We start from the raw sequence: 5,486 nt of genomic DNA on the forward strand, positions 1-5,486 counted from the left end.
CACGCCTCGTCGCTCCGCTCCTCAGCGGCTCAACCACGAAAAACCGACCACACTGTGATGGTCGAGCAGAACGAGCTCACCCGAGATGCGCTTGGGCTCCGGAGTTGTTCTTGTCCATCCGCTCGAGCCGGCCTTCGGTCATGGAGGCGATCTGGTCGACGATGACCCGCTTACGTGCGACGTCGTCGGCGGCATGCTCCCAGCTGGGCACGAAGATGGGGTCGAGCCCTCCGGGGGCCGCGGCCATCAACCATTCGCCCACCCGATGGATTCGTTCGCGTTGCCGCGCCTGGTGAGACTTGTGCCGTTCGTTCGAGAAGATGAACCGGAGTGCAAGCGTTTTCAGGATCGCGACCTCGGCGGCGATCAGCGGGGGCACGTACAGGTCCGCGTTGTATCGCGAGATCGACCGGTCCCCCACCATCTCCCGGGTGCCGGTGATCGCCGCGGAGGCGAAGCGTCCGATCAGTTCACTGGTGAGTCGCTTGAGACGTACCGACGCGTCGAGGCTGCCGTCGAAGACACCGACGGCGCTGACTATACCCATCTTCGAGAGTCGTTGTGCCGCATCGATGAGCGGTTCGGCTTCGAGTTCGGGGAACTCCGCCACGCCGATCTCGGCGAGGGTCCGCTGGTCGGTGGGGTCGGCGAGTGCACGCATGTCGATACGGTTGGCGATCACACCGTCTTCGAGGTCGTGTACCGAGTACGCGACGTCGTCGGACCAGTCCATCACCTGCGCCTCGACACACCGCTTGTCCGCCGGCGCATCCCGCCGCACCCACGCCAGCGCGCCGGCATCGTCGTCGTAGGCACCGAACTTCACCGCGGGCGGGCGACGCAGCCACGGATACTTCAAGGTGGCGTCGAGCGAGGCGCGCGTCAGATTGAGCCCGGCGCTGCGCCCCTCGTCGTCGAGCAGCTTGGGTTCGAGCCGGGTCAGGATGCGCAGATTCTGGGCATTGCCCTCGAATCCGCCGAAGTCCTTGGCGAACTCGTTGAGTGCACGCTCGCCGTTGTGGCCGTACGGCGGGTGCCCGATGTCGTGTGCGAGTCCGGCGAGTTCGACGAGGTCGGGCTCGCAGCCCAGACCGATCGCGATGCCGCGGCCGATCTGTCCGACCTCCAGCGAATGCGTCAGCCGTGTGCGTGGCGTGTCACCTTCACGCGGACCGACCACCTGCGTCTTGTCGGCCAGACGCCGGAGCGCAGCCGAGTGCAATACGCGCGCACGGTCGCGCGCGTATTCACTGCGATGGTCGGTTCGCGTGCCGGGCAGACTGGCGGTCTTGCCGGACTCCGGCACCATCCGCTCGGTGGCCTCGTCGCCGTAGAACGCGGTCGGCGGGATACCCCGAGAGGTCACCGGGACGTCAGTCAAGCACCCAGCCCCGTGCGACGGCGAAATCGGTGATCCGACGACGGATCTCGACGATCTGCCGGGCGGTCAGGTCGTCGTCGGCGTCGAGCAGCAGCTCGGTCACCTCGTCGGTGAACCCGGCGGCGTCGAGCGATCCGCCACCGCCACCACGCGGGCGACGCGGACGGTCGTCCCGGCGACCGTGATCGTCCCGGCGACCGTGATCGCGATCGCGATCGCGACCACCGTGGTCGTCACGACGGTGCGGACGGCCACCCGACGACTCGTCGGCCGGCGCGGCCTCGGTCACCGCGACGTTGATCGCCTTGGCACCACGATCGGTCTCCTCGACGTCGAAGGAGACCTTCGCGCCGGGCTTGAGATCGGCCTCGTCGATGTCGATGTCGTTGATGTGGAGGAAGACATCCGCTCCACCTGACTCGGGTGCGAGAAACCCGAACCCACGGTTCGCGTCGTAATGAACGACCTTGCCACTGACAGCCACGACTCTTCACTCACTCTCTCGGGTCACGCCCTCGGACCCCGTGCCCGTGTGACATGACTGGACACCAATTGTGACAGACCGGACCAGGTCGGGCCCATCGGGCGGCGGAAGTTCCCCGATCAGGAACCGAGGAGCTTGCCGCCGAGGTACTCGGAGACCTTGTCGAGCGCCACCCGCTCCTGGCTCATCGTGTCGCGCTCGCGCACGGTGACGGCCTGGTCGTCGAGGGTGTCGAAGTCGACGGTCACACAGAACGGGGTACCGATCTCGTCCTGGCGGCGGTAGCGCTTGCCGATGCCCTGGGCATCGTCGAACTCGACATTCCAGTGCTTGCGCAGTTCGGCGGCCAGGTCCTTCGCCTTGGGCGAGAGCTTCTCATTGCGCGAGAGCGGCAGCACCGCGACCTTGACCGGCGCGAGGCGACGGTCGAGCCGCAGCACGGTGCGGGTGTCGGTCCCACCCTTGGCGTTCGGCACCTCTTCCTCGGTCAGTGCGTCGCACAGGAAGGCCATCACCGAGCGGGTCAGGCCGGCTGCCGGCTCGATCACGAACGGGGTGTAGCGCTCACCGGCGGCCTGGTCGAAGAACGACAGGTCCTCACCGGAGTGCTTGGCGTGGGTCGACAGGTCGAAGTCGGTGCGGTTGGCCACGCCCTCGAGCTCACCCCACGGGTTGCCGGAGAAACCGAACTTGTACTCCACGTCGACGGTGCGCTTGGAGTAGTGCGACAGCTTTTCCTTCGGGTGGTCGTAGAGCCGCAGGTTCTCCGGGTCGATACCGAGATCGGTGTACCAGTTGAACCGGGTGTCGATCCAGTACTGGTGCCATTCCTCGTCCTCGCCCGGCTTGACGAAGAATTCCATCTCCATCTGCTCGAACTCGCGGGTACGGAAGATGAAGTTGCCCGGGGTGATCTCGTTGCGGAAGCTCTTGCCGATCTGGGCGATGCCGAACGGCGGCTTCTTGCGCGCGGTGGTCATCACGTTCTTGAAGTTGACGAAGATGCCCTGCGCGGTCTCCGGACGCAGGTAGTGCATCCCTTCCTCGTCGTCGACGGGACCGAGGAAGGTCTTCATCAGACCGCTGAACGCCTTGGGCTCGGTCCACTTGCCGGGCTGGCCGGTCTCCGGGTCGTTGATGTCGGCCAGGCCGTTGACCGGCGGATGGCCGTGCTTGAGCTCGTACGCCTCGATCAGGTGGTCGGCACGGTAGCGCTTGTGGGTGTGCAGCGACTCCACCAGCGGGTCGGTGAACACCTCGACGTGACCGGAGGCCTCCCACACCTGACGGGGAAGGATGACCGACGAGTCCAGACCGACGACGTCGTCGCGGCTGGTCACCATCGAACGCCACCACTGGCGCTTGATGTTCTCCTTCAGCTCCACGCCGAGTGGGCCGTAGTCCCACGCCGAACGCGTACCGCCGTAGATCTCACCACTCGGGTAGACCAGGCCTCGCCGCTTGGCGAGGTTGACGACGGCTTCGACTTTGGACGGGGCGGCGGCCACGAGTAATCGCTCTCCACTGACGTTGGAACAGGTCGGTGCCGGATCCGCGAACGCAACCGGCGACCGTTACAGCCTAGCCTCAGCCGGTGACGTCTCAGAATCGTCCACCCAACGGCCCGCCGCCACCGCAAATGGGGACGCCTGACAGACTGGTCCGAAGTCGACGGTGGGGGCGATTCGCCCGTTACGAGCGATGTGCCGGGAAGGCGACATGACGAAGAAGACGACGCAGACTTTCGCGGTGGGGACCGGCTCGGTCGGGTTCTTCTCGCGGCGGGTCCGCACGGTGATGACCGCCGTCGCGGCGGGAGCCCTCGGGCTGATCGGCTCGCAGGCCGCACCGGCTCAGGCGATTCCCGGCGGAACGGTCGAGGTGGTGCCGAGTATGGCGGCCTGCGGCGACCGGGGCTTCGAGAAGTCACTGCAGTGTGGCGCCGCCTTCACCGATCGCTGGCTCGACAGCTGGGGCGCCTCCGACGTCGTCGAGGCCACAGTGGTGACACGTCCCGATGCCGCGGGGGTGTACCCGAGCCGCACCACCGACGGCGTCTGCGTCTACGCCAACACCGCACCGCTGGCGATCGGGCTGCACCACTGCGACCGCTACACCTTCGTGGTGCCGCGGACCGACCGCGAACTGGTCTCCGACGACGTCGACGCGATCGTCCTGCTGGCCCACGAGTCGGCACACGGCTTCCAGGAGAAGGCGGGGTTGATGCCGGTGGAGACCTCGGCCATCCGCGACACCCGCCGCATGCTCCCGCTCGAGCGTTCCGCCGACTGCTGGTCGGGGGCGGCCACGGCCTGGTACATCGAGCAGGACATGCTCGACGACGACGCCGTCGACGGTGGGCGCGAGCTGATGCGCTCGATCGGCGGCAGCGCAGGCCACGGCAATGCCGACGCCCGCGAGCAGGCCTACCTCACCGGATTCGAGGGCGGGTCGGGCGCCTGCAACACGATTCTCGGGCGGGATGCCTTCCCGGTGCGCCCGACGCGCTGATCGCCCGTCGGGCCACGGATCGACGAGCGTGCCGCCAGGCCGTCCCCAAATGACAACGAATTCCCATAAGATGGTCGGCATGGAGCCGTCTCCCCAACCCTGTGACCCGACGATCGGTCCCCGGGACGCCGCAGCCCGAGAAGCCGCCAGCGACCTGCTGCGCGCCCTGGCCGCCCCCACCAGGATCGCGATCGTGCTGTCGCTGCAGGAGAGCGCGAAATGCGTGCACGAGCTGGTCGGCGGCCTCGGCCTGAGCCAGCCACTGGTGTCCCAGCACCTGCGGGTGCTCAAGGACGCGGGCGTGGTGCGTGGACACCGCAACGGCCGCGAGATCATGTACGAACTCCTCGACGACCACCTCGCGCACATCGTCACCGATGCGCTGGCGCATGCTGCCGAGCCCCGCGACCAGACCACCGAGCCCCGGGTGCACGGCACCACCGCCCCCACCGACCCGGCGCATCCCTCCGATGCCGAGCCGCATGCCCACACCGACGTCGGGACGCGATCATGAGTACAGAGTCATCCACCACACGAGGATCGGTCGCAGAAGGATCGGGCGCAGAAGGATCGGTCGACACCGAGGGCGCGGCCGCCAAGGACCGGCCGGTCACCGGTGTCCGGTCCACCCGGCAGCGGGCCGCGATCGCCGACGCACTGGCAGCCAGCGACGACTTCCGGTCGGCACAGGAACTCCACGAGGCGCTCAAGGCCCGAGGTGAGTCGATCGGGCTGACCACCGTCTATCGCAACCTGCAGGCGTTGTCCCAGTCCGGTCAGATCGACGCGCTGTGGGATGGCTCCGGCGAGACCCGCTACCGTCACTGCTCGTCGGGTCACCACCATCACCTGGTGTGTCGCGAGTGCGGCACCACCGTCGAGGTGCAGGCCGAACCGGTCGAACGCTGGGCCGCGAAGGTCGCCGCCGAACACGGCTTCACCGACATCAACCACACCGTCGAGGTGTTCGGCCGCTGCGAGGAGTGCCGTCCCGAATAGACGATCGGTGGTCCGCCGACCACCTCGGCCGGGCACCCGACCCCGTTGACTGGGCCCCCGAATCCGTTGACTGGGCCCCCGAATGCGTTCACCGGGCACCCCAACCCGCTG

The 5,486-nt window shown here is 67.5% G+C and carries 6 protein-coding genes; 3 read left to right on the forward strand and 3 right to left on the reverse strand.

Annotated elements, in window-relative coordinates:
* Positions 1–76: 76 nt before the first annotated feature.
* From GD1_RS00380 to GD1_RS00390, 3 genes are all read right to left on the reverse strand, one after another.
* Positions 77–1,381, reverse strand: coding sequence for a deoxyguanosinetriphosphate triphosphohydrolase (locus GD1_RS00380; RefSeq protein WP_202926689.1), 1,305 nt, complete (start codon positions 1,379–1,381; stop codon positions 77–79).
* Positions 1,374–1,865: a cold-shock protein gene (locus tag GD1_RS00385; protein WP_059034952.1), complete on the reverse strand. Its 492-nt coding sequence runs from the start codon at positions 1,863–1,865 to the stop codon at positions 1,374–1,376. Before GD1_RS00385 ends, GD1_RS00380 begins: the two co-directional genes overlap by 8 nt.
* A gap of 119 nt (positions 1,866–1,984) precedes the next feature.
* A complete protein-coding gene (locus tag GD1_RS00390) occupies positions 1,985–3,373 on the reverse strand; it encodes a glycine--tRNA ligase (protein ID WP_053777578.1) in 1,389 nt (462 codons plus the stop codon).
* Between the two features lie 211 nt (positions 3,374–3,584).
* On the opposite strand from GD1_RS00390, the gene GD1_RS00395 reads away from it, so the two are divergent.
* The 3 genes from GD1_RS00395 to GD1_RS00405 all read left to right on the forward strand — a co-directional run bounded on the left by GD1_RS00395 (position 3,585) and on the right by GD1_RS00405 (position 5,375).
* Entirely contained in the window at positions 3,585–4,376 is a 792-nt protein-coding gene (locus GD1_RS00395) for a hypothetical protein (protein ID WP_157079333.1), read from the forward strand.
* A gap of 70 nt (positions 4,377–4,446) precedes the next feature.
* Positions 4,447–4,890: an ArsR/SmtB family transcription factor gene (locus tag GD1_RS00400; RefSeq protein ID WP_020793105.1), complete on the forward strand. Its 444-nt coding sequence runs from the start codon at positions 4,447–4,449 to the stop codon at positions 4,888–4,890.
* The gene (locus GD1_RS00405; RefSeq protein WP_059034956.1) at positions 4,887–5,375 is read left to right on the forward strand and encodes a Fur family transcriptional regulator; all 489 of its coding nucleotides are present in this window, start codon (positions 4,887–4,889) and stop codon (positions 5,373–5,375) included. Before GD1_RS00400 ends, GD1_RS00405 begins: the two co-directional genes overlap by 4 nt.
* Positions 5,376–5,486: the final 111 nt, after the last annotated feature.

The organism is Gordonia desulfuricans NBRC 100010 (genome assembly GCF_001485495.1).
GTDB lineage: Bacteria > Actinomycetota > Actinomycetes > Mycobacteriales > Mycobacteriaceae > Gordonia > Gordonia desulfuricans.

Excerpts from the sequence above, each read along its gene's own strand:
- GD1_RS00395 (WP_157079333.1), top strand. The coding sequence starts at position 3,585 with ATGACGAAGAAGACGACGCAGACTTTCGCGGTGGGGACCGGCTCGGTC.
- GD1_RS00400 (WP_020793105.1), top strand. The coding sequence starts at position 4,447 with ATGGTCGGCATGGAGCCGTCTCCCCAACCCTGTGACCCGACGATCGGT.
- GD1_RS00405 (WP_059034956.1), top strand. The coding sequence starts at position 4,887 with ATGAGTACAGAGTCATCCACCACACGAGGATCGGTCGCAGAAGGATCG.